This is a genomic window from Tenggerimyces flavus, assembly GCF_016907715.1.
Lineage (GTDB): Bacteria > Actinomycetota > Actinomycetes > Propionibacteriales > Actinopolymorphaceae > Tenggerimyces > Tenggerimyces flavus.
The window spans coordinates 203966-223575 of record NZ_JAFBCM010000001.1 but is presented as its reverse complement, the minus strand read 5'-3'; the positions used below and the strand labels follow the sequence as shown (position 1 = coordinate 223575).

The following is a 19610-nucleotide window of genomic DNA, read 5'->3' as shown; positions in this document are numbered from 1 at the left end:
TCCTTACGGGTATGACACGATCGGTGATCGTGCCTCCTTCAGAATCACCGGGCGACACAGCTGGGAGGAAGCGCTTCCAGCTCCGTAGTCCGTTCGGCAACATGCCCCGCGAAGTGCCCGTTCTCTCCGCGATCGCGTTCGCGGTGGCGATCGGGTTCGGGGTGATCGCTCCCGCGGTGCCGATCTTCGCGCGCGACTTCGGCGTCGGCAGGACGGCCGCGGCCGCTGTCATCTCGGCGTTCGCGTTCATGCGGTTCGTCTCCGCCCTGAGCAGCGGGCGGCTCGTCGACCGGTTCGGCGAACGGGCCGTCCTCGCCACTGGGCTCGCGCTCGTCGCGGTCACCACCGGTCTGGCCGGGCTGGCGAACTCCTACTTCATGCTCCTCGCGCTCCGCGCCCTCGGCGGCATCGGGAGCGCGATGTTCACGGTGGCCGCCGTCTCGCTGTTGCTCCGCGTCGTCGACGCCGAGTATCGCGGCAGGGCCAACGGCTGGTTCCAGGCGGGCTTCCTCGCCGGCGGCCTGGCCGGGCCGGTGTTCGGCGGCCTGCTCACCGAGGTCTCTGTACGCCTCCCGTTCTTCGTCTACGCCGTCTCGGTCTCCATCGCCGGCGTCATCGCCATGGCCTTCCTCGCCAAGGCCAACCTCCAGCACAAAGAGAAGGCCGACCAGGCCGCCGAGACCGAACGCACCACACTCAGGCAGGCCCTCGGCTTCAAGGCGTTCCGCGCCGCCCTCGCCTCCAACCTCGGCGCCGGCTGGTCGCTGTGGGGCGTACGTACGAGCCTCATCCCGCTCTTCGTCATCGAGGCGATGCGGGTCGGCCCGATCTGGACCGGCATCGGCTTCCTCGTCTCCAGCGTCTTCCAGGCGATCCTGCTCATGCCGGCCGGCAGGTTCGTCGACACCATCGGCCGCAAGCCCGCGATCATTGGCGGCGGCCTGGTCGCCGCGGCCGCGATGGGGACGATCGCGCTGTTCGACAACCTTCCCGCGTACCTCGTCGCGATGGCCCTGTTCGGCATCGCCGGCGCGTATCTCGGCGTCGCGCCCAGCGCCGTGGTGGGCGATGTCGTCAGGGGACGCGGCGGGCAGGTCGTCGCCGCGTACCAGATGGCCGGCGACCTCGGCGCCGTCGTCGGACCGCTGGCTGCCGGTGCGCTGGCCGACGAGGTCAGCTTCGGCGCCGCGTTCGGCATGACGGCGGGCGTGGTCCTGATCGGTCCGCTGCTCGCGTTGCGGATGCCGGAGACCCGATACTCGCGGGCCGACGAGGTCATGCCAACGCGTGAGGGTGGGACACCGTAGGCTCGGCACCAAGCGAGTCGACCACGAGGAGTCCACGTGTTCCCTGGCGGAACCCCCGACCTGCAGGCAGTGCTCCAGCAGGCCCAGCAGATGCAAGAGCAGATGATGGCCGCGCAGGAGGAGCTGGCGCACGCCGAGGTCAAGGGCACCTCCGGCGGCGGGCTCGTGACCGCGACGGTGAACGGAACGGGCGAGCTGCAGTCGCTCGAGATCAAGCCCGAGGCCGTCGACCCTGACGACGTCGAGACGTTGGCCGACCTGGTCGTCGCGGCCGTACGGGACGCGAACGCCAACGCCCAGCAGCTCGCCCAGGCCAAGCTCGGTCCGATGACCCAGGCCCTCGGCGGGCTCGGCGGCGGGCTCGGCGGCGGTGGCGGCATTCCCGGGCTTCCCGGCGCGTAGGCACACGGACAAGGGGGAACGGCGGTGTACGAAGGGGTCGTCCAGGACCTCATCGACGAGCTCGGGCGGCTGCCCGGGGTCGGGCCCAAGGGTGCCCAGCGCATCGCGTTCCACCTGCTCGCGGCCGATCCGAACGACGTCCGCCGGCTCGCCGAGGTGCTGCTCGAGGTCAAGGAGAAGGTGCGCTTCTGCACGGTGTGCGGGAACGTCGCCGAAGAGGACCAGTGCAAGATCTGCCGCGACACCCGGCGCGATCCCGCGATCCTGTGCGTGGTCGAGGAGCCGAAGGACGTCGTCGCGATCGAGAAGACGCGCGAGTTCCGCGGTCGTTACCACGTTCTCGGCGGGGCGATCAGCCCGATCGAGGGCGTCGGACCCGATGATCTACGGGTACGCGAGCTCATGCAGCGGCTCGCGGACGGGTCGGTGCAGGAGGTCATCCTCGCCACCGATCCGAACCTGGAGGGCGAGGCGACCGCCACGTACCTCGCCCGCATGCTGAACCCGTTGGGGTTGCGAGTCACCCGGCTCGCGAGTGGACTACCGGTAGGCGGTGACCTCGAGTACGCCGACGAGGTCACGCTGGGCCGGGCTTTCGAGGGAAGGAGGCTGCTCGATGTCTGAGGCCACCAGTGAAGTCGAGGATTTCGCTCAGGAGATCGCCGATCAGGTCGAGAGCTTCCTGATCGCGCTGCGGGAGATCGCGCGCGCGGAGGACCAGTCGACCGCGGTGCCGATGCTGCTGCTCGAGGTCAGCCAGCTGATGCTCGCCGGCGGCCGGCTCGGCGCGATCACCGACGTGGTGCCGGACGACCGGTTCGAGCCGGACGCGGGGCCCGACCCGGACCTGGACGAGTTGCGCGAACGGTTGGGCTACCTGCTGGCGGAGATCGACCACTACACCGAGGTCTTCGACCCGTACGCCGAGCCGCCGGAGCTGCTGAACGGGCGGCTGTCCGACGACCTCACCAGCATCGCCGCCGCGCTCGTGCAGGGGCTCAAGCACCACCGGGCCGGGCGGATCGACGAGGCGCTGTGGTGGTGGCAGTTCTCGTACCTGTCGAGCTGGGGCTCCGAGGCGGGCGCGGTGCTCCGCTCCCTGCACTCGGTGATCGCGCACGCCCGGTTGGACTCGCAGGAGCCCGCGAACACTTAGGGAGTACGGGTCGGGCGGGGGCCGCCGCTGTTGCGGAAGCCGCCACCCAGCATGCCCTCGGTCACGGACGAGGCCGCCAGGTCGCCGTCACTGCTCTGTTCGCCTTGCACGACGACAGTGTCGCCCGGCTTCAGGTCCGTCAGCGCGCCGTCCGAGCTCAGGGTCACCCGCGTCTCGCCGTTCGTTGTCACCTGGACCGAGGAGCCGTCGGGCTGCGTGATCGTCAACGTCGAGCCGGAGACCTTCGTCACCTCGCCGGAGACGAAGCCGCCAGCCCCGCCACCGCCAGGCGCCTGCCGCCCGGCAGCGGGCGGACCGCCCGCGGCCGTGGTCGTCGTGGTGGTCGCACCCGTGGAGCGCTGGAAGAACACGCCGCCGCCGAACGCCGCCACCGCGACCAGGGCGACCACCAGGGCCAAGGTGAGCTTGGACGTACGCGAGGCCTTCGATCCACGCGCCGCGAGCTCCTGGTCCAGATCACTCATCTGCCAAACCTCATTCGTGTCTCAGTGCTTCGATGGGACGGAGCTTCGCGGCCCGGTTGGCCGGGAAACTGCCGAAGAACAAGCCGATCAACGCCGAGACGCCGAACGCCAACAGCACCGACGACGGCGAGACCACCGGCGCGATCCCGGCGATCGTGAACTGGCTGCCGACCACGCCGAACAGCACCCCCAGCGCTCCACCGACCATCGACAGCAGCGTCGCCTCCGCGAGGAACTGGCCGAGGATCGCGCCGTGCGGAGCGCCGATCGCCTTCCGGATGCCGATCTCCCGCGTCCGCTCGGTGACGCTCACGAGCATGATGTTCGTGATCCCGATTCCCCCGACCAGCAAGGAGATCGCGGCCACAGCGCCCAGCAGGACGGTGAACGTCGCCGCGGTCTCCGAACGCGTTTCCAGCAGCGACGCTTGGTTCAGGACCGAGTACGTGCCCTGCGTCGGATCCGTGACGTTGTGCCGCTGCTGCAGGATCGCCAACGTCTCAGCCTCGGCGGCGTCGAGCGCGTCCGCGGCCGTTGCCTGGATGACGAACTGGCTGAACGACCCGTACCCCGTCAACGACTGCTGGACGGCCGAGTACGGCGCGATCGCGAGGTCGTCGGCGTCCTGGAACCCGGTCGACCCGCGAGCGACCAGCACACCGACGACCTGGAACGGGACGCCGTTCAGGTTCACGCTCTGCCCGACCGCCGACTCGCCGCCGAACAGCGTGTCCGCCACCGTGCTCCCGAGCACCACGACCTTGCGCGCGGCCTCGACGTCGTCGGCGGAAATCGCCACACCTGAAGCGATCTCGCGGTTCTGCGTCGCGAAGTACGACTCGTTCGTCCCGATCATCGAGCCCAGCGAGTGCGTGGTCCCCTGATACGTCGCGCTCACCTGCTGCGCGTTGACGACCGGCGACACGGTCTTCACGTCCGGTGCGAAATCCGTGTCCTGCAAGGCTTTCGCGTCGTCGAGCGTCAACGTGAGCTGGCGGGTCTGCGTACTCGTCGAGCCACCGCCGCGGGCGCCCGGACCGCCGACGGACACGGTGAGAACGTTCGTCCCGAGCGACTCGATCTGGCTCTGGATCGCCTGCGACGAGCCGTTGCCGACCGCGACCAGCAGGATCACCGAGCCGACGCCGATCAGCACGCCGAGGACGGTCAATCCCGAACGCAGCTTGTTCGCCGCGAGCCCGAGGGCCGCGAACCGCAGCACCTCCAACGCCGTCATCGCAGCGCCAACGAGTCTTCGACGATCGCGCCGTCGAGCAGTCGTACGAAGCGACGTGCGTGCGCGGCGACGTCGTCCTCGTGCGTGATCAGCACGATCGTCCGGCCCGTCGCGTTCAGCTCGTCGAACATCGCGAGCACCTCCTTGGACGAGTGCGAGTCGAGGTTGCCGGTGGGCTCGTCCGCGAGCAGCAGCGCGGGCCAGGTCACGAGGGCACGAGCGACCGCGACCCGCTGCTGCTGCCCGCCCGACAGTTGGTTCGGGTGGTGTTTCGTACGGTCGCCGAGTCCGACGAGCTCGAGCGCGTTCCCCGTACGTTCGCGGCGTTCGCGTTTGCCCAAGCCGGCATAGACGAGCGGCAGCTCGACGTTGGCGAACGCGGAGGTGCGCGGGATCAAGTTGAACGACTGGAAGACGAAGCCGATCTTCCGGTTGCGTACGAGGGCGAGCTGGTGCTCGTTCAGCTCGGCGACCGGGATGCCGTCGAGCTCGTACTCGCCGGAGGTCGGAACGTCCAAGCAGCCAAGGATGTTCATCAACGTCGACTTGCCGGAGCCGGATGCGCCCATGATGGCGACGTAGTCGCCGGTCTCCACTGTCAAGGTGACATTGCGCAGGGCGTGCACGATGGTGTCGCCGCTGCCATACCGTTTGCTGACGTTGCGAAGCGCGATCACGGCACTCACGGACGGCCGCCCCCGCCGCCACCACCGGCGGGGAACCCGCCGGCGCCGCCTCCGCCGGGGAAGCCAGCCCCGCCACCAGGGCGGGTGCCAGTTCCCGTACCAGTTCCCGTGCCGGTGGCGCCCACCATCACCACCTGGTCGCCGAGCTCGAGACCGGACAGGATCTGCGTGGTCTGGTCGCCACGCAATCCGACCTGCACGGTCGTCGGTGTCTGGACGCCGCCACGCACTACGGTCACACGGGTCTGGTCGCCGGTCCCCTGGACGGACGTGGACGGCAGGTACAGCGCATCCTTCGCCTCGGCCACGGTCACCCGGGCGCTGACGGTCTGCCCGGCTCGGAGGGCGACGTTCTTGCTGGTGACCTGCAGCGTCACGCCGTACGTCACGACGTTGTTGATCACGGTCGAGGTCGGGTCGATCTGAGTGACCTTCGCGGTCAGCTCGGTGTCGGGCGAGGCGTTGGGAACGATCGTCGCGGCCTGCCCGACCTTGACGTCGACGATGTCCGCCTCGGTGTAGGAGGCGCGGACGTTGAACGCGGCGAGGTTGGCGATCACGACGAAATCGCTGGTGTTCGCCGTGGTGGTCTCGCTCGACGCGGCGGCACCACTCGACCCGCTGGATCCGCTGCCACCGTTGACGTTCTGGCCCGGCACGCCGTTCAGCGTCACGACCGTTCCGGTCACCGGAGCGATCAACGTGCAGTTGTCAACCGCCGCTTGCGCCTGCTCGACCTGCTGCTTCGCGCTCTCGACCTGCGCCTCCGCCTGCGCGATCGCGGCGTCGAGCGACTCCTCGGACTGGGTCTGTCCGCCCGACTGCTCAGCCGGCGCGGGTGTCGCCGTCTCAGCTTCCTCCTCGGCGTCCTCCCAGGCCTCCTTGTTGGCGTACGCCTCGGTCCGGCCGGCTTCGGCGGAATCCAGCTCCGCGGACGCCAGGTCGAGCGCCTGCTCGGCGTCCGCCGACTTCAACCGCCCGAGGACCGCGCCTTCGGCGACCTTCTGGCCCACTTGGATGTTGACCGCGCTGATCGTCCCGCTGGTCGCGAAGTTGATCGCGGTCTGCTTCGCGGGCTCGAGGTTGCCGGCCGCCGACACGGTCTTGGTGACCGTTCCCTGTTGGACGGCAGTCGTCCGCGGCGCGGCCGCGGTCGCCGGTTCGTCCGCGCGAAGCACGAAGAACCAGATCCCGACCCCGCCCGCGACGAGGAGCAGCACCAAACCGACATTGAGCACGACGCGTCTGCGCCCCCACCTTGCCATGCGGAGGAGCGTGGCTCGCCTACGTCAGGAGACGGTGTGAATGACCTGGAGATTCCCTGGGAAACGACGCGCCCGCCGGGATCCGGTGCGTCGGCCGCGGGTACGAGGGCTGGAACGAGGCGCCGTTGGTCGAACGGGCGACCGCCCCGACCTCGTGGCCGGCGGCCTCGGCAGCGCGGCGGACCAGCTCGTCGAGGGCCGCGGGCTCGCAGTTCACCCGCAGGTTGAGCGTCGCGGTCGCGATCAGCACGGTGCCCGGAGCGGTGCGGTCGGTCTGTACCGGTTTGCCCGCCTCCGTCAAGCTCAGCTTGACGAGGCCGGCCGGCGACTCGACCGACACCTTCGCGTGGCCGACCAGATAGCCGGAGCGGGCACAGTCCGCGGAGACCTCGGCCAGCGCTCGTTCCGCCCACGACGCTGGTGAGAACGGCGCGTCGGAGGCGCCCAGCTCGACCGTGTGATTGAGCCACGCAAGCGCCGCCTCCGCGGCCGCGTACCGGTCGTAGTCCACCTCGAGATCGATGTCCGCGGTCGCCGGCTCGTCCCACGCTGCCATCAAGGCGTCGAGGCCTTCCGTGGTCGCAGCGGAGTACGACAGTACCCGCGCGTGCGGGAACGCGGCGCCGAGCTCCTTGCCGATCGCGCGCAAGGAGGAGCCGTGCACGTCCGACTTGTTCAGCGCGATCACGTCACCCTCGGCGAGCTGTTTCGCGAACAGGTAGCCGAGATCGGACTCGTCGCCGATCATCGCGCGCAGCCGGGATGGGTCGACGATCGTCGTGACCGGCGCGACCGTGAGGACGTCGCCGTAGAGCTTGCGGAGCGGACGTACGACCGTCGCCTGCAGGTCCGTGCAGCTGCCGACCGCCTCCGCGATGATCACCTCGGCGCCGCGTTCGTCGATCAGCTGCTTGATCATGGCTTCGAGATTCTCGAACCGGCAGCAGAAGCAGCCGCCGGAGATCTCGGCGACGTCGTCCAGCTCGTTCTTCGCCAGCGTGGTGTCGACGAGGTCCGCGGCCTGGTCGTTCGTGATCACCGCGACGTTCTTGCCCTGCGCGGTGAAAGCCCGACCTGCCGCCAGCATCGTCGTGGTCTTGCCCGCGCCCAGGAACCCGCTCAGCAGGACGACGTGGACCATGCGGCACCTCCGGCGGCGGGAGAATTCGATTTCCCGCGCAGCCTATGAGGATTTCGGCCGCTCCGGAAGCCCCGTGTGCGGGTCGACGGGCGGCAGGTCCGGCGGCAGGAAGACCCACTTCTTGTACGACCAGAACCGGAACGCCGTGCCGAGCCCGAGGCCGATCACGTTCGCCGAGATGTTGTACGCGATTGGCCCGGTCAGCTTGAGGATGTAGGTCGTGAAGCCGACGACGAGCAGCGCGATGAGCAGGCCGACGGCGTTCAGCACGAAGTACATGAAGTACTCCTTGGCGAGGCCCTGGCTGGCCCGGTGCCGGAACGTCCAGAACCTGTTGCCGAGGAACGCCACTGTCGCGGCGATCGCGACCGAGATCGTCTTCGAGGTGAGCGGGCCGAAGTCGAACCCGAGGAACAGCAGGTTCGAGATGCCGACGTCGATGACGAACGCGACACTTCCCACGGTGCCGAACTTGGCGAACTCCTTCACCAGATGTTCGAACCGGTTCCAGAGGTGCCGGATCAGTCCCACCAGCGGAACGCTACTCGGGCGGTAAGGACACCGCTGCGGTAGGTTCGCCCGCCATGGGTTGGCAGGCAGGGGAGCACGTCGTTCGGCGTGAGGTGTGGAACGGCGGGGTCTGGGCGGCCATGGACGTCGTCGTCGTACGCGACGAGCCGGATCTGCTTGCCGTGTTCACCCCCACCGGAGCGCCGATGGGCTATGCGGCGGGGGACTGGCCGACGGCCGACGGACTGCATCCCTGGCACGACAAGCCCCGCTGGCACGGACACGGCTGCCTGCAGCTCCTCTGGCCCCACGAGGACTACTCCGTCTGGGTGTTCTGGAGCGGACCGGATCGCGCGTTCGACAGCTGGTACGTCAACCTGCAGGCGCCGTTCGTCCGCACCGACCTGGGCTTCGACACGCTCGACCACGAGGTCGACGTGGTCGCGAGGCCCGACGGGAAGGTCGAACTCAAGGACGTCGACGCGATCGCGGAGTGCGTGCGGCACGGCCGATTCACCGAGGAGTTCGCGGTGGCGATGGTCGAACGTGGTCGCACGCTGGCCGACAGGCTCGTCGCGAAGGGGATCTGGTGGGATCCCCGCTGGGCGACCTGGACTCCGCCGGCCGAGTGGGAGCCGCGCGAGAAGCTCCCAGCGGGCTGGGACGTTCTCGGCATGCGGGACGCCGCAACGGACGTTGACGTGCGCAGTTAGACTCGAACGGCGGCAACGGTGCCGCCGAGTGACGGTTCAGTGACCGTACGCACACAGACGTTCTCGTCAGCAGGAGTTTCTCAAGTGAGCCTCGTCGTGCAGAAGTACGGCGGCTCGTCGGTGGCCGACGCGCAGTGCATCAAGCGAGTCGCCCAACGCATCGTCGCCACGAAGAAGGCCGGCCATGAAGTCGTGGTGGTCGTCTCGGCGATGGGTGACACCACCGACGACCTCCGCGATCTTGCCCAGCAGGTGAGCCCGCTCCCGCCGCCCCGTGAGCTCGACATGTTGCTCACCGCGGGCGAACGGATCTCGATGGCCCTGCTCGCCATGGCGATCGCGAACCTCGGCCAGACGGCCAAGTCGTACACCGGCAGCCAGGCCGGCGTCCTCACGACTTCGGTGCACGGCAAGGCGAAGATCATCGACATCACGCCGGGCCGGATCCGCAAAGCGCTCGACGAGGGCGCGATCGCGATCGTCGCCGGCTTCCAGGGCGTCTCGCAGGACACCAAGGAGATCACCACGCTCGGCCGCGGCGCGTCGGACACCACCGCCGTCGCGCTCGCCGCCGCGTTGGACGCGGACGTGTGCGAGATCTACACCGACGTCGACGGCGTGTTCACCGCCGACCCGCGCGTCGTCCCGACCGCGCGCCGGATGCCTCGCATCAGCTACGCAGAGATGCTGGAGATGGCGGCCTGCGGTTCGAAGGTGCTGCACCTGCGTTGCGTCGAGTACGCACGCCGATACGGGGTACCTATTCACGTACGTTCGTCGTTCAGCAATCAGCCCGGAACGTGGGTCGCCGATGCTGACACCTACCAGGCGGCGGTCGAGAAGGGCCTCGTCGACGCCGAAGCAGCGGAAGGGGTCGAGATGGAACAGGCGATCATCTCCGGGGTCGCACACGACCGGAGCGAGGCCAAGATCACTGTCGTGGCAGTGCCCGACAAGGTCGGTGAGGCAGCGCGGATCTTCTCCACGCTCGCGACCGCCGAGATCAACCTCGACATGATCGTGCAGAACGTCTCCGGGGTGGCGACCGGACGGACGGACATCTCGTTCAGCCTGCCGCGCGAGGACGGCCAGACCGCGATGAACGCGCTTGCGAAGATCAAGGAAGAGGTCGGGTTCGAGCAGCTGCTGTACGACGACCGCATCGGCAAGGTGTCGCTGATTGGCGCCGGCATGCGGACGAACCCCGGCGTCGCCGCGCGCTTCTTCGCCGCTGTCGCGGAGGCTGGCGTCAACATCGAGATGATCTCCACGTCGGAGATCCGGGTGTCGGTCGTGGTCGACGAGGACGATGTCGACAACGCGGTCGCTGCCGCCCACCACGCGTTCGAGCTCGACGCCGACGAGGTCGAGGCCGTCGTCTACGGCGGGACCGGACGGTGACGGGGGCACGGGGGAAGGCGCCGGAGGGAGCCAAGCCGACACTCGCGGTCGTCGGAGCCACCGGAGCGGTCGGAACGGTGATGCTCGAGCTGCTCTCGACCCGCCGCGACGTGTGGGGCGAGATCCGGCTGATCGCGTCGCACCGTTCTGCTGGTCGACGCCTGGTCGTACGCGGTCAGGAGACGACCGTGCTGCCGTTGACCGCCGAGGTCTTCGACGGCGTGGACGTCGCGATGTTCGACGTTCCCGACGAGGTGTCGGCGGAGTGGGCCGAGGTGGCGGTCGCGGCGGGTGCCGTGGTGGTCGACAACTCCGGCGCGTTCCGGATGGACCCGGACGTACCGCTCGTCGTGCCCGAGGTGAACGCGTCGGTCGCCCGCAAGCGGCCGAAGGGGATCATCGCAAACCCCAACTGCACAACGCTTTCCATGATCGTCGCGATCGGTGCGCTGCATCGCGCGTACGTGCTCGAGTCGCTCGTCGTCGCGTCGTACCAGGCCGCGTCGGGCGCCGGGCAGGCCGGGATCGACACGCTGTACGACCAGATCGCCAAGGTGGCCGGGCATCGCGAGCTCGGCACGCGGGCGGGTGACGTACGCCGGATCGTCGACGACGACCTCGGCCCGTTCGCCGCGCCGCTCGCGATGAACGTCGTGCCGTGGGTCGGCTCGGCGGGCGCGGACGGGTGGACCTCGGAGGAGCTGAAGGTCCGGAACGAGTCGCGCAAGATCCTCGGGCTGCCGGACCTGCCGGTGTCGGCGACCTGCGTGCGCGTGCCGGTCGTGACCGGGCACTCGTTGGCGGTGCACGCGCGGTTCAAGCGGCCGATCGAGCTGCCGAAGGTGTACGAGCTGCTGCGGGACTCGTCCGGGGTGCTGTTGTTCGACGACCCCTCGCACCAGGAGTTCCCGACGCCGGCGGACGTGGTCGGGACCGATCCGACCTGGGTCGGCCGGCTCCGCATCGCGCTGGACGACCCGCAGGCGTTGGACCTGTTCGTCTGCGGCGACAACCTCCGGAAGGGTGCGGCGTTGAACACCGCGCAGATCGCTGAGGTCGTCGCCGAGGACTTCATGGCGGTGGCGACCGCCTAGGACCTGTTGCATGGGTCGGGGGTGCTGGTGGATGGGCACTGATGCCGCTTGACCTGGCGAGTGGGTGCTCTACGCGGGGCGCATCCCACGTAGAGCGGCAAATGATCATGTAAACATGATCATTTGCCCTCTCTCGGCCGATCGTGCCGCACCTCAGCCCGACCGTGTTACCGTCCACCAAGCTGTCAAAGCGGTGCTCGCCGGCGTCATGAGCTGAGCCATGGGGCCAGGGCGATGTCGGTGGCTTGGCGCATCGCCGTACGGACGGTCGCCGGGTCGGCTGGCGTCTCGGCGTCCTCCAGCAGCACCTGCAGTGCCGCGCTGATCGCGCCGATGAAGGCGCCGGTCAGGGCGGCCGCGCGGACCTCGTCGAGCTCGTCCGGGTACGCCGCGGCGAGGTGGCGGGCGATCTCCCGTTGCGCGTCGAGCTGCATCCGCAGCGCATGGCCGCGCACCGACGGGACGGTACGGATCAGCCGCACTCGCAGCGCCGCGAGGCCGCCGGTCATGTCGTCGCTCTCGTCGCCGACCGTCGTCAGCGCGCGGAGCAGGACGCTGGCGGGGCGCTCGTCCGGCTGCCGCGTGGCGATCGCGTCGATCGCCGCCTGGATCCGCCCGTCGCTCTCCGGGAAGAGCAGCTCCTCCTTGCTCGCGAAATAGCTGAAGAACGTCCGGGTCCCGATCTCCGCGGCCGCCGCGAGGTCGGCGATCGTCGTCGACTCGTAGCCATCCCGTTCGAACAACTCCGCCGCGGCCGAGACGAGGGCCTCTCGCGTCCGGGCGCGCTTGCGTTCGCGAAGACTCACAGGCGCAGACCTTACTGCATCGAACGCAAAACAGCACTCATTGCAGAATTGCACTGAGTGCGCGTATGGTCGTCGGCATGACCACCGTGCTGATCTCCGGCGCCGGCGTCGCCGGCCCGACGCTCGCCTACTGGCTCGCCCGGAACGGCTTCGAGCCGACGGTCGTCGAGCGCGCCGAAGGACTGCGCTCCAGCGGCAACCCCGTCGACATCCGTGGCCAGGCGATGTCGATCGTCGAGCGGATGGGCGCCGTGCCCGCGTTGCGCGCGGCGGCCACCACTGCGAGCGCGATGAGCCTGATCGACGCGTCCGGACGCGAGGTCGTCCGGATCCCGATGGCGGGCGCCGGCGGTACGGGAACGGAGATCGAGATCCCGCGCACCGACCTGGCCGCGATCCTCTACGACGTCGCGAAGGGCGACGCCGAGTGGATGTTCCACGACTCGATCACCGAGCTCGAGCAGGACGCGAACGGCGTCGAGGTCACGTTCGAGCACGCGGCGCCGCGCAGGTTCGACCTGGTCATCGGCGCGGACGGGCTGCATTCGAACGTACGGCGGCTGGCGTTCGGGCCGGAGCGCGACTACGTCCAACACCTCGGGATGTACATCGCGACGGTCTCGTTCGACCGTCCCGCCGACGAGCCCGAGGTCGTCCAGCTGTTCAACACCCCCGGCAGGCTGGTCGCGATCCATCCGTCCCGCGACAACGCCGGCGCGGCGTTCATCTTCCGGCACGAGACGGTCGACGACCTGGACTACCGCGATCCCCAACAGCACAAGCGGATCGTGACGGCGGCGTACGAAGGTGCCGGGTGGCGCGTCCCCGAGCTGCTCGGGGTCCTGCGCGACGCCGACGACGTCTACTTCGACGGCGTCAGCATGGTGCGCATGCCCGCATGGTCACGGGGGCGAATCGTTTTGCTCGGCGACGCGGCCTCGTGCGTCTCCTTGTTCGGCGACGGCTCGACCAACGCGATCATCGCGGCGTACGACCTGGCCCACCAGCTCGCCGAAACCGATCACGCCAACGCGTTCCGGCGCTACGAAGCCGAGCACCGGAAGCGGATCGAGCCGAGACAACGCGCGGTCGGACGTTCCGCGGCGATGCTGGTGCCCAAGACTCAGTTGGGGATCGCCGTCCGCAACCTGGCCGCCCGCGCGTTGCCCGTCCTCAGCGGTCGAGCCTAGGAAGCATCGCTCACGACCACGTCGACTTTGCTGTCATAGAAGGACAAATAGCCCTCGACGTCCTCCGCTTCGGGGACCAGGCCGCGGTCTCGTTCGTACGACCAGACCACGTCCGTCACCTCACGATCGCCGACTCGTGCCGACCAATAACGTGCCTCGCCCTTGTAGGGACAGACCGTCGAGGTGTCGGTCGGCGTCAGCAGGTCCATACGCACGTCCTCGCGCGGGAGATACCAGCGCACGGGCAGCCCCGTCTCGTACAGGGCGCGTGCTTGCTTGCTGTCGGAGAGGACGGTCCCGTCGAGCGAGACGGTCACCCGCTGGGTCGCCGGGCGGATCTCGATGCGGTGGTTCGGATCACGACTCATGACCATGCAACGTCGGCGAGCTCGCGAGACTTCCCGGTTGTCTACCTGGCCGATTGAGGTCACTCGCGGTTCGACGAGACGCTACTGGTAACACGCTGGTGATCGACTGCCAATGCACGCCGTTGACGATCATCGGACGCGCGTGCGAAGGTGACGCGACGCGCAGTGCAAGTGCCACGGGAGGGCGCACGGACTTCGTGCGGGGACCCCAACTCGAAGGGGTAGCGATGAGTCCACATCTGAATCGACGCAGGCTGCTTCAACTCGGAGCGTTGGCGGCCGTCCCGAGCGTTCTCGCCGGCTGCGGCAGTGGCGCCGGACGTTCCGGTTCCGGCGACACCGGCGCGGTCAAGTTCCAGGGTTGGGACTTCGAGTCGCAGCTCGTGCAGCAGAACGTCGATCGCTTCGTCGACAAGGCCGGCATCAAGGTCGACTACACGCCGATCACCAGCGCGCAGTACGTCCAGAAGGTCACCGCCCAGTTCACCGGCGGCACCGAGCCCGACGCGCTGTACGTGTACGACGACTCGCTCGCGGCCTGGATCGGCGCGGAGTACCTGCAGCCGATCGACGACATGCCCGACCTGGACAAGGTCTACGACGCGATCTATCCGGGCAACGCGGAGACGATGACGTACGACGGCAAGAGGTACGGGCTGCCGTACTACACCGACTCGATGGCGCTGACGTACAACGTCGAACTCCTCGCCAAGGCCGGCATCAAGGAGCCGCCGAAGAGTCTCGAGGAGTGGGAGGCGCAGGCGAAAACCCTGCAGGACAAGGGGATTCTCGAACACCCGATCGGGCTGTCCGCCCAGTTGTCCGACACCTGGTGGGCGTGGTGGTGGGGGCTGGTGTTCGCGAGCGGCGGCACGCTGTTCGACGACAAGATGGCCCCGACCATGGCGACGACCGACCCGGTCTCGAAGGACGTGTACGCCTGGATGCAGCAGGCGGCGACGAAGTCGAAGGTGATCGACCCCGCTTCGACGACGCTGTTGCCGATCCCGCTCGACAACGCGTTCATGGCGGGCAAGTACGCGTACATCCTCGCCGCGCGGTACGGGTCGCGGAAGTACAACGACCCCAAGGCGTCCAAGGTCGCCGGCAAGGTCAAGATGGCGCTGCCGCCGAGCATCGACGGCGCGACCGAGGGCACGGTCAGCAACACGCGAATGTACTGCCTGTCCAAGAACACCGAGAAGAAGGACGACGCGTACAAGCTCATCTACTACCTCGGCGGCTTCGACGAGAACGACGATCCGTACACGGCTCGGTTCTGGTTCGAGCAACAGGGCTTGGGATTCGCGTTCAAGGATCTGGCGAACGACGCCAAGATCAAGGAACAGCTGACGAAGTGGGCCGATCCCGCGGTGTACGCGCACCTCGCCGAGGTGGCCAAGCCGCGGCGCGTGATCGCGGAGCCCTGGTACACCGAGTACGAGATCGAGACGCAGAAGGTCATCCAGCAGGTCCTCACCGGACAGTCCGATCCCGTCGCGGCGGTGCAGAAGATGGCCGACACCGCTGCTGCCTTGAAGAAGCAGTACTCCTGACTGGCCTCGCGGCATGAGCACGGCGACCTCGCAACGGCCTGTGTCCGCCCGGCGGAAGTCCGGCAGCGGGATGTACGGGCGGCTCGGCGAGGGCCCGATGGCGTACCTGATGAACGTTCCGGCGCTCGTCGTCATCCTGTCGCTGATCGCGTTTCCGATCGGGTACTCCTTCTGGCTGAGCCTGCAGCGCTACAACCTCAAACAGCCCGGGCTGCGGCGATTCCTCGGGCTGTCCAACTACATCGAGCTGTTCGGCGACGCGGCGTTCCGCAACTCGATCACCGTGTCTGCGGCGTTCGCGCTCGTCGTGGTGTCGATGACGATAGTGATGGCGATGACGGCGGCGCTCGTGCTGAACGAGTCGTTCTTCGGGCGCGGCTTCCTGCGCTCGCTGATTCTGTTGCCGTGGGCGATGCCCGGGGTGGTGAACGGGCTGATGTGGCGGTGGATCTTCGACGCGAAGGTCGGAGCGTTGAACGGGGCGCTGGCGAGCCTCGGGTTCATCGACAGTTATCAAGCCTGGTTGACGTCTCCGGTCGCCGCGTTCTTCATCGCCTGTGTCGCGGAGGTCTGGAATATCCTGCCGCTCGCGGTGATCATCCTGCTGGCGGGGCTGTCGACGATCCCGAACGAGCTCTACGACGCGGCCCGGGTCGATCGGGCGAACATCGTGCAGCGGTTCCAGCACGTGACGTTGCCGTGGATGCTGCATCCGCTGCTGGTGGTGCTGATCCTGATGACGATGACGTCGTTCCGCGCGTTCGACGTCGTGTACGTACTGACCGGTGGCGGTCCGGGTGACGCGACGAACGTGATCGCCTTGCAGACAGCGCGAACGGCGTTCGCGTTCACCGACTTCGGGCGGGGCAACGCGTACGCGTACATCATCACGCTGGTGACGCTGCTGATCTCGGTGATCTACATCTCGTTCCTGTACCGGCGGGGGAAGGTCGACGTATGAGGCGCCGAGGTCTGCCGTGGCGGAAGATCGTCGTCTACGTACTCGCCGCGTTCTTCGCGCTGTGGATCATCCTGCCGTTCTACTGGATCATCGCGACGAGCTTCATGACCGAGGCGGACGCGCTGTCGACGCCGCCGGACTGGATCCCGACCAACCCGACGCTGGACAACTACCTGGCGTTCATCGACCCTTCCGGGGCTGGGGCTCTGTTGGGGTCGCGGGCGGCCGAGGCGATCCCTTACGCGCTCCTGAACTCGGCCGTTGTGGCGTCGATGACCGCTGTGCTCAACCTGGCTTTGGGAATCTCGGCTGCCTATGCGTTCGCCCGGATGAAGTTCCGGGGGAGCCAGGTGCTGTTGATGGTGTATCTGGCGACGCGGATGGTGCCGGGCGTGGCGATCATCATCCCGTTCTATCTGGTGATGCGTTCGCTGAACCTGCTGGACACCTACGGCGCGTTGGTGTTGTCGTACACGACCTTCGCGCTGCCGTTCACGATCTGGATCCTGAAGGACTACTTCCGGACGATCCCGTCGGAGATCGAGGACGCGGCGCGGGTGGACGGGTGCTCGTGGTGGCGGATGATGCGGTCGGTCTTCCTGCCGATCGCGGCGCCGGGGCTGGTGGCGGCGGCGATCTTCTCGTTCATGACGGCGTGGAACGAGTTCATGTTTGCTTTGTACCTGACCAGCACGGCGAACGCGCAGACGATCCCGGTGATCGCGGCGAACTTCGCGACGGACCTCAACGTGTCGTTCACCTCGATGGCCGCGGCGGGAGTGGTCGCCGTCATCCCGCCGCTGATCCTCGTGCTGATCTTCCAGCGCCTGATCGTCCACGGTTTGGCCTCGGGCGCCGTCCGCTGACCGCTGACGGCTCGCGCGATTTGGGTCGGGGGCACCCTGGTCCCATAGGTTCGGACAAGGGTGCCCCCGACCCAATCAGACGTCGCCAGCACCAGGTCCCACCACTGCAACGGCCACCCCGCCACGTTTCGAATGAGGGCGTCCCTCTATCGAAGCGGTCCGGACGAGGGTGCCCCCGACCCAGTCTGCGGTCAGGGGTGCGAGGTGGCGCTGGCGGGTTCCCGCGGGGTGTCGCCGGGTGGCGGCGGGGTGGTGGCGCGGCGGGCGGCGATCATGGCGACGATGCCGAGGAGCATGGCCGCGATCGGGAGCAGCAGGCTGGCCTTGGCGGCGCCGGTGAACGCGTGGGTGAACACCTCGTGCCCCAACGACTGCAGGCGATCCGCCACCTCCGCTGGTACGCCGGCGGGCACCGGGAACGACGTTCCGCTGCTGAACTCCGCCGACCCCTTGGCCGCCTGCTCGAAGCCGTCGACGAACGGTTGACGGAACTCCGGCGGCAGTTGACCCGCCACCGAACGTGCCTGCAAGGGCAGCTCCACCGACAGCCGCGCCTGCAGCATCACACCCACGGCGGCGGCACCGATCACGCCGCCGACCTGGCGGGAAGTGTTGTAGACACCCGACCCCGCACCGATCAACCGCGGGTCCAGGCTGTGCGTCGTCAGGTTCGTCAGCGGCGAGAACACCAGCCCGATCCCCAACCCACACACGAGAAGCGCCGGCACCAACGTCCACGCGTTCGTCGTCGGCTGCGCCTGCGCCGCGATGATCGCCGTCCCCGCCGCCAGGGCGAGGAAGCCGAACGCCACGACCCACTTCGCGTTCACCCGGTCCGACAGCCGCCCGGCGAACGGAGCCACCACGCCCGACACCAACGACATCGGCGCGGTCAGCAAGCCCGACTCCAAAGCTGAGAAGCCCAGCACCGACTGGATGTAGATCACCAACGGCAGGAACATGCCGGTGATCGCGAACCCGATCGCCATCGTGCCGAGCGTGCCCATCGAGAAGTTCCAGTTGTCGAACAGCTTCATCGGCAGCAGCGGCTCGTTCTTGTTCCGGAACTGCCACCAGACGAACAGCCCGAGCAGGACGACGCCGAGGCCGATCAGTACGGGGATCGAGATCGGCCCGATCGCACCCCACTCGTACCGCTGCCCCTCCTGCAGGCCGAACACGATCGCGAACAGCCCAGCCCCACTGAGGAAAATGCCGAGAGGATCGAAGCTGTGGCTGTGCCCAGGCCGCCAGTCCGGCACCAGCCAGACCGCGAGCACGAGGCCGATGACGCCGATCGGCACGTTCACCCAGAAGATCCACTCCCAGCCGAGCGTCTCGACGAGCACGCCGCCGAGCAGCGGGCCGACGATCGCCGCGATGCCGGCGACGCCGCCCCACAGGCCCATCGGCGCGCCGCGCTTGCTCGGCGGGAACAGCCGGGTGATGAACGCCATCGTCTGCGGCGTCATCATCGCCGCGCCCAGGCCCTGCACGGCGCGGGCGCCGATCAGGAACGCGGCCGAGTCGGCGAGACCGCACAGCGCCGACGCCGCGGTGAAGATCACCAGTCCGGCGACGAACATCCGCTTCGGCCCGAACCGGTCACCGAGCCGGCCAGTGAGCAGCAGCGGGACCGCGAACGTCAAGAGGTACACGCTGTTGACCCAGATGATGTCGGTGAGGGTCGCATTGAGTCCGGTCAACATGGCGGGGATCGCGACGTTCACGATCGTCGTGTCCACCATGATCATGAAGAAGCCGATGCACAGCGCTCCTAACGCTGCCCACGGGCGGGGGGTGTCGATCATTGAGATTCCTTCGTGCCCGGTGCGGGCCAGTCGATGCGCTGGGACGCGAGCTCGCCGATGAGCCGGTCGGTCCAGGCGAGCTCGGCCCGCTTCATGGTTCTGAGGTAGTCGATGTCGAGCCAGTACCTGCGGGGCAGTTCCATCCGCTCGAGGCGGTCGTTGGCTTCGGAGAGTTCGGTGATCTGTTGCTGGAGCTCGTCGCGGCGGTGTTGCAGCTCGGCGCGTACGGTCTCGCCCTCGAACGCGTGGGCGAGGGAGATCGCGAGCGGGTACTCGGGGTACTCCTCGGCGACGGTCGCGAGCATGTCGGTGACGTACTCGCGGTACAGCGTGCGGCCGTCCGGGGTGATCGCGTAGACGCGGCGTTCGGGGCGCCGGCCGGACCGTTCGGTTTCGCTGACCTCGACCAAGCCGAGCCGCTCCAGCCGCTCGACGGTGTGGTAGAGCGAGCCGGCCTTGAGCTTGACCAGCCGGTCGGTGTGCCTGGTGCGCATCACTTGTTGCATGTCGTACGGATGCCGGGGTCGCTCGTGCAGCAGCTCGAGCACGGCGAGCGCGAGCGGCGTGACCTGCGCGCGGGTCGGCATGGTGCTCCTCGCTGGATAGTCCGTACGAATTACTCCACGTGGAGTATAGGCAGGCCGTACGACAGTGC

Annotated in this window: 20 protein-coding genes and 1 pseudogene; 11 read left to right on the top strand and 10 right to left on the bottom strand. The window is 68.2% G+C overall.

Annotated elements, in window-relative coordinates:
• Positions 1–101 precede the first annotated feature (101 nt).
• The 4 genes from JOD67_RS01185 to JOD67_RS01170 are packed head-to-tail and all read left to right on the top strand — an operon-like array spanning position 102 to position 2865.
• Positions 102–1307 carry an MFS transporter gene (locus tag JOD67_RS01185; protein ID WP_205114065.1) on the top strand — a complete coding sequence of 402 codons (1206 nt, stop codon included), beginning with the start codon at positions 102–104 and terminating at the stop codon, positions 1305–1307.
• Positions 1308–1343: 36 nt separating this feature from the next.
• On the top strand, positions 1344–1709 hold the full coding sequence (locus JOD67_RS01180) for a YbaB/EbfC family nucleoid-associated protein (protein WP_205114063.1): 366 nt from the start codon (positions 1344–1346) through the stop codon (positions 1707–1709).
• A 24-nt stretch (positions 1710–1733) separates the two neighbouring features.
• Complete coding sequence (recR, locus tag JOD67_RS01175; protein ID WP_205114061.1) at positions 1734–2333, top strand: recombination mediator RecR; 600 nt, start codon at positions 1734–1736, stop codon at positions 2331–2333.
• On the top strand, positions 2326–2865 hold the full coding sequence (locus tag JOD67_RS01170; RefSeq protein ID WP_205114059.1) for a DUF5063 domain-containing protein: 540 nt from the start codon (positions 2326–2328) through the stop codon (positions 2863–2865). The genes recR and JOD67_RS01170 overlap by 8 nt, the downstream gene beginning before the upstream one ends.
• Here JOD67_RS01170 and JOD67_RS01165 read toward each other — a convergent pair.
• Genes JOD67_RS01165 through JOD67_RS01140 form a run of 6 tightly spaced genes read right to left on the bottom strand, consistent with a single transcriptional unit; the run spans position 2862 to position 8210 of the window.
• Positions 2862–3350, bottom strand: coding sequence for a DUF5666 domain-containing protein (locus tag JOD67_RS01165; RefSeq protein WP_205114057.1), 489 nt, complete (start codon positions 3348–3350; stop codon positions 2862–2864). The genes JOD67_RS01170 and JOD67_RS01165 overlap by 4 nt on opposite strands.
• A gap of 10 nt (positions 3351–3360) precedes the next feature.
• Positions 3361–4587, bottom strand: a complete 1227-nt coding sequence (locus tag JOD67_RS01160) for an ABC transporter permease (RefSeq protein WP_205114055.1) — start codon at positions 4585–4587, stop codon at positions 3361–3363.
• Positions 4584–5273, bottom strand: a complete 690-nt coding sequence (locus tag JOD67_RS01155; protein WP_205114052.1) for an ABC transporter ATP-binding protein — start codon at positions 5271–5273, stop codon at positions 4584–4586. Before JOD67_RS01155 ends, JOD67_RS01160 begins: the two co-directional genes overlap by 4 nt.
• The gene (locus tag JOD67_RS01150) at positions 5270–6538 is read right to left on the bottom strand and encodes an efflux RND transporter periplasmic adaptor subunit (protein ID WP_205114050.1); all 1269 of its coding nucleotides are present in this window, start codon (positions 6536–6538) and stop codon (positions 5270–5272) included. Before JOD67_RS01150 ends, JOD67_RS01155 begins: the two co-directional genes overlap by 4 nt.
• A gap of 19 nt (positions 6539–6557) precedes the next feature.
• Positions 6558–7679 (bottom strand): GTP-binding protein, encoded by a 1122-nt coding sequence (locus tag JOD67_RS01145; RefSeq protein ID WP_205114048.1) that lies wholly within the window; start codon positions 7677–7679, stop codon positions 6558–6560.
• Between the two features lie 42 nt (positions 7680–7721).
• The gene (locus JOD67_RS01140) at positions 7722–8210 is read right to left on the bottom strand and encodes a GtrA family protein (RefSeq protein ID WP_205114046.1); all 489 of its coding nucleotides are present in this window, start codon (positions 8208–8210) and stop codon (positions 7722–7724) included.
• A 53-nt stretch (positions 8211–8263) separates the two neighbouring features.
• On the opposite strand from JOD67_RS01140, the gene JOD67_RS01135 reads away from it, so the two are divergent.
• From JOD67_RS01135 to JOD67_RS01125, 3 genes are all read left to right on the top strand, one after another.
• Positions 8264–8902 carry a ribonuclease FAU-1 family protein gene (locus JOD67_RS01135; protein ID WP_205114044.1) on the top strand — a complete coding sequence of 213 codons (639 nt, stop codon included), beginning with the start codon at positions 8264–8266 and terminating at the stop codon, positions 8900–8902.
• A gap of 84 nt (positions 8903–8986) precedes the next feature.
• Complete coding sequence (locus tag JOD67_RS01130; protein WP_205114042.1) at positions 8987–10303, top strand: aspartate kinase; 1317 nt, start codon at positions 8987–8989, stop codon at positions 10301–10303.
• Positions 10300–11397 (top strand): aspartate-semialdehyde dehydrogenase, encoded by a 1098-nt coding sequence (locus JOD67_RS01125; RefSeq protein ID WP_307782229.1) that lies wholly within the window; start codon positions 10300–10302, stop codon positions 11395–11397. The genes JOD67_RS01130 and JOD67_RS01125 overlap by 4 nt, the downstream gene beginning before the upstream one ends.
• A 206-nt stretch (positions 11398–11603) precedes the next feature.
• Here JOD67_RS01125 and JOD67_RS41630 read toward each other — a convergent pair whose 3' ends face one another.
• On the bottom strand, positions 11604–12203 hold the full coding sequence (locus JOD67_RS41630; protein ID WP_205114040.1) for a TetR/AcrR family transcriptional regulator: 600 nt from the start codon (positions 12201–12203) through the stop codon (positions 11604–11606).
• Between the two features lie 65 nt (positions 12204–12268).
• Here JOD67_RS41630 and JOD67_RS01115 point away from each other — a divergent pair.
• Positions 12269–13216, top strand: a pseudogene (locus JOD67_RS01115) (FAD-dependent monooxygenase); the annotation flags it as partial.
• 173 nt (positions 13217–13389) lie between these two features.
• On the opposite strand, the gene JOD67_RS01110 reads toward JOD67_RS01115, so the two are convergent.
• Entirely contained in the window at positions 13390–13761 is a 372-nt protein-coding gene (locus JOD67_RS01110) for a DUF427 domain-containing protein (RefSeq protein WP_205114035.1), read from the bottom strand.
• A gap of 227 nt (positions 13762–13988) precedes the next feature.
• On the opposite strand from JOD67_RS01110, the gene JOD67_RS01105 reads away from it, so the two are divergent.
• Genes JOD67_RS01105 through JOD67_RS01095 form a run of 3 tightly spaced genes read left to right on the top strand, consistent with a single transcriptional unit; the run spans position 13989 to position 17144 of the window.
• Positions 13989–15317 carry an ABC transporter substrate-binding protein gene (locus JOD67_RS01105; RefSeq protein WP_205114033.1) on the top strand — a complete coding sequence of 443 codons (1329 nt, stop codon included), beginning with the start codon at positions 13989–13991 and terminating at the stop codon, positions 15315–15317.
• 13 nt (positions 15318–15330) lie between these two features.
• Positions 15331–16278 (top strand): carbohydrate ABC transporter permease, encoded by a 948-nt coding sequence (locus tag JOD67_RS01100; protein ID WP_205114031.1) that lies wholly within the window; start codon positions 15331–15333, stop codon positions 16276–16278.
• Positions 16275–17144, top strand: a complete 870-nt coding sequence (locus JOD67_RS01095; RefSeq protein WP_205114029.1) for a carbohydrate ABC transporter permease — start codon at positions 16275–16277, stop codon at positions 17142–17144. The genes JOD67_RS01100 and JOD67_RS01095 overlap by 4 nt, the downstream gene beginning before the upstream one ends.
• A gap of 191 nt (positions 17145–17335) precedes the next feature.
• On the opposite strand, the gene JOD67_RS01090 is transcribed toward JOD67_RS01095, so the two are convergent.
• Complete coding sequence (locus JOD67_RS01090; RefSeq protein ID WP_205114027.1) at positions 17336–18955, bottom strand: DHA2 family efflux MFS transporter permease subunit; 1620 nt, start codon at positions 18953–18955, stop codon at positions 17336–17338.
• Positions 18952–19542 carry a PadR family transcriptional regulator gene (locus JOD67_RS01085; protein ID WP_205114026.1) on the bottom strand — a complete coding sequence of 197 codons (591 nt, stop codon included), beginning with the start codon at positions 19540–19542 and terminating at the stop codon, positions 18952–18954. The genes JOD67_RS01090 and JOD67_RS01085 overlap by 4 nt, the downstream gene beginning before the upstream one ends.
• Positions 19543–19610 lie beyond the last annotated feature (68 nt).